Below are 2,528 nucleotides of genomic sequence, written 5' to 3' on the forward strand. Positions count from 1 at the left end.
CTCAAGTAGGTCTAGTGCACCTATTTTTACAGCATACCTCTGCCAGTCTCGCGATTAACGAAAATGCTGACCCAGATGTCAGACTAGATACTGAAGATTGGCTGAATAAAATTGCGCCTGCTAATCAACCCGAGTACCGTCATACATTAGAAGGTTCGGATGACTTGCCAGCCCATTTTAAAAGTATAATGCTTGGGGTCAGTTTAACCATCCCACTTAGCAATGGCGTATTGGGACTTGGCAGGTGGCAAGGCGTATATTTATGCGAGCATCGAGATAACCTTGATAAGTATGGCGGACAGCGACAGCTCGTTATTACCGTAAGTACTTAGCAATATGTTGTTATCCAACAGCAGATGACAGCTCACTATGCTCAAATAAACCCTTTTAATGGAATAATAACCTTACTATGAAAGCCCTTGCTATAGCGTCACTAAAATCCAAGTCCTACTTGCGTGTTTTTCCCGCCTTTCTTTTTAGTGGGCTGATACTGACTGCTTGCCAAAAGACACCAGAACCTGAAGCAGCTAATGAGCCACAAGCTGAAACGACCACCGTTCAAACTACGTCTGTTAATAATGACAGTGATAGCAATGACAATAGTGCACCTATAGACAGCTCTCAAAACTCGGTTGATTCCACCGAAAAGTCAAAGAACGATGTTAGCGTAAACGAGCTTGAAAACGATATCGAAACCGTAGAAGTAGAACCAAATACAGCAGACCTGACTCCTAATCCAGAACAAGCTATTAAAGGCGCACAAATCACTGATGTCATTTACAAAAACGCGGCAGGTGAAACGTTATCCGTCGTCTTTGAGACCTCAGCAGCAGGCGTACTCAATGCCCTTGTCACTTTGCCTAACAAACCGACTATGATGCTCAGCGCACCCGAAGGCCAAGGCAATAATCCAACTTATCGTTCTACAGATGGTCATATGCAGCTGGTCACTCACGCAGGTGGTGGTAGCATCGACCTTATTAAAAACAATAATGTCACAAGCTTCGATGCTATCAGCGCTGATGCTGAAGTCGTCACTGAGTAAATTGTGAAAAGACACATAGCTTAAGCCTCTTAAAAATAATATTTTAAGCAATAAAAAGGCGGCACACGTTACTATCGTGTACCGCCTTTTTATTGCTTTCTTTTAGCCAAAACCCGTTGTTTTACCAAACATAGCGACCAGCCAGCTCATCACGGCCCACAATCCCCAAACAACAAATATCAAAACGACTAGCCCTAATATGTCAGGTATATGCAGATAGAGCCAAGCCACGATAGGATTGCGCCAAAAGCGACTTTGCCGCTGCTTGTCTTCTAATGATTGATGTAAAAATGGCCGATCCATATGCATGGTTTCAGTGATGCCATACTCATCTTGTAGGTGCTGATGTACGATGCCCAAGGTCTTACGACTAGGACGTATAAAGATATCCAGCAGCGTCCCAATACCAGGTACAATGCCAACCACCATATCAATTAGCGCCAGTCTGACTGCTGGCGTCATCTTATGTGCTGGGACGCCTAGCTGACGACCTAATATAAAAGCATAGCTGGTCAACGCGAGTCCCGCCAAATCTCCTGCTAGTGGAATGGTCGAAAGCGCCGCATCAGCGCCCATCCCTTGCTTAGTAAACGGCACGCGCACGAGCGAATCCATAGTGTTGGCAAACTTCGCCAATTTACGTTCGGTAGCAATGACTTGCTCGCGAGTCAAACCATGCTCAGCCAGCTTTGCCTGATAATCGACGCTTGGACCATTGAGGTCAACCCGCTTTCTCGCTTTTGACTTTGAGAGCTTCTTGAATTTATCCATTAAAAGTCGTCCATAAACAAGCAATTGCGATAAGCGCAAAGACGTAGCGCCCGACCCATATATTGGCTAAAAATGCCTGAAAGCAAGACATCGCATGACGAGTGGCACAGGCGCTGTTTTGCTTAGCAAACATCATTGCGACCAACGCTAGTCCAAATACTGGAGTGATGCCCAGCGATGTCGGCGCAAAATAATGCCACATTACCACGCCCATAATGAGCAAAAACAACATTTGCAGTAACGAGATGATAACGACATCATAGCGGCCAAAGAGTATTGCCGTAGATTTGACTCCAATCTTTAAATCATCCTCACGATCCGCCATGGCATACTGGGTATCATAAGCCACCGTCCAACACATATAAGCTATAAACAACAACCAGCACCAAATGTCAGGCGCACCTTGCACCGCTACATACGCCATTGGTATCGCCCAGCCAAACGCTGCAGCCAAAAACACTTGCGGTAAGTGCGTAAAACGTTTCATAAACGGGTAAATAAAGGCCAGTATGACTGCTCCTAAAGACCAATAAAATACTTCGATGGGCAAGAAAAACAATAGACTGGCACTCAATAATACCAACACTAAAAATGCAGCAATGGCCTCTTTAGCAGATAAACGTCCATCTGCTAAAGGGCGACCTTTAGTACGACTGACATGACCATCGACTTTACGATCGGCAAAGTCATTAATCGCACAACCTGCCGCCCG

4 protein-coding genes are annotated in these 2,528 nt (G+C 45.3%); 2 read left to right on the top strand and 2 right to left on the bottom strand.

Annotated elements, in window-relative coordinates:
* On the top strand, positions 1–332 hold a 332-nt coding region (locus ACS8FD_RS12930), incomplete at its 5' end, for a secondary thiamine-phosphate synthase enzyme YjbQ (protein ID WP_439276201.1).
* 77 nt (positions 333–409) lie between these two features.
* Positions 410–1,045 carry a hypothetical protein gene (locus ACS8FD_RS12935; RefSeq protein WP_439261824.1) on the top strand — a complete coding sequence of 212 codons (636 nt, stop codon included), beginning with the start codon at positions 410–412 and terminating at the stop codon, positions 1,043–1,045.
* 102 nt (positions 1,046–1,147) lie between these two features.
* On the opposite strand, the gene ACS8FD_RS12940 is transcribed toward ACS8FD_RS12935, so the two are convergent.
* Together ACS8FD_RS12940 and ACS8FD_RS12945 are read right to left on the bottom strand one after the other, a co-directional pair.
* Positions 1,148–1,816: a DUF4112 domain-containing protein gene (locus ACS8FD_RS12940; RefSeq protein WP_439261826.1), complete on the bottom strand. Its 669-nt coding sequence runs from the start codon at positions 1,814–1,816 to the stop codon at positions 1,148–1,150.
* Positions 1,809–2,528: 4-hydroxybenzoate octaprenyltransferase (locus ACS8FD_RS12945; protein ID WP_439276202.1), on the bottom strand; the 720-nt coding region annotated here is incomplete at its 5' end. The genes ACS8FD_RS12945 and ACS8FD_RS12940, both read right to left, overlap by 8 nt.

Source organism: Psychrobacter sp. 1U2 (genome assembly GCF_051847575.1).

Excerpts from the sequence above, each read along its gene's own strand:
- ACS8FD_RS12935 (WP_439261824.1), top strand. The coding sequence starts at position 410 with ATGAAAGCCCTTGCTATAGCGTCACTAAAATCCAAGTCCTACTTGCGT.
- ACS8FD_RS12940 (WP_439261826.1), bottom strand. The coding sequence starts at position 1,816 with ATGGATAAATTCAAGAAGCTCTCAAAGTCAAAAGCGAGAAAGCGGGTT.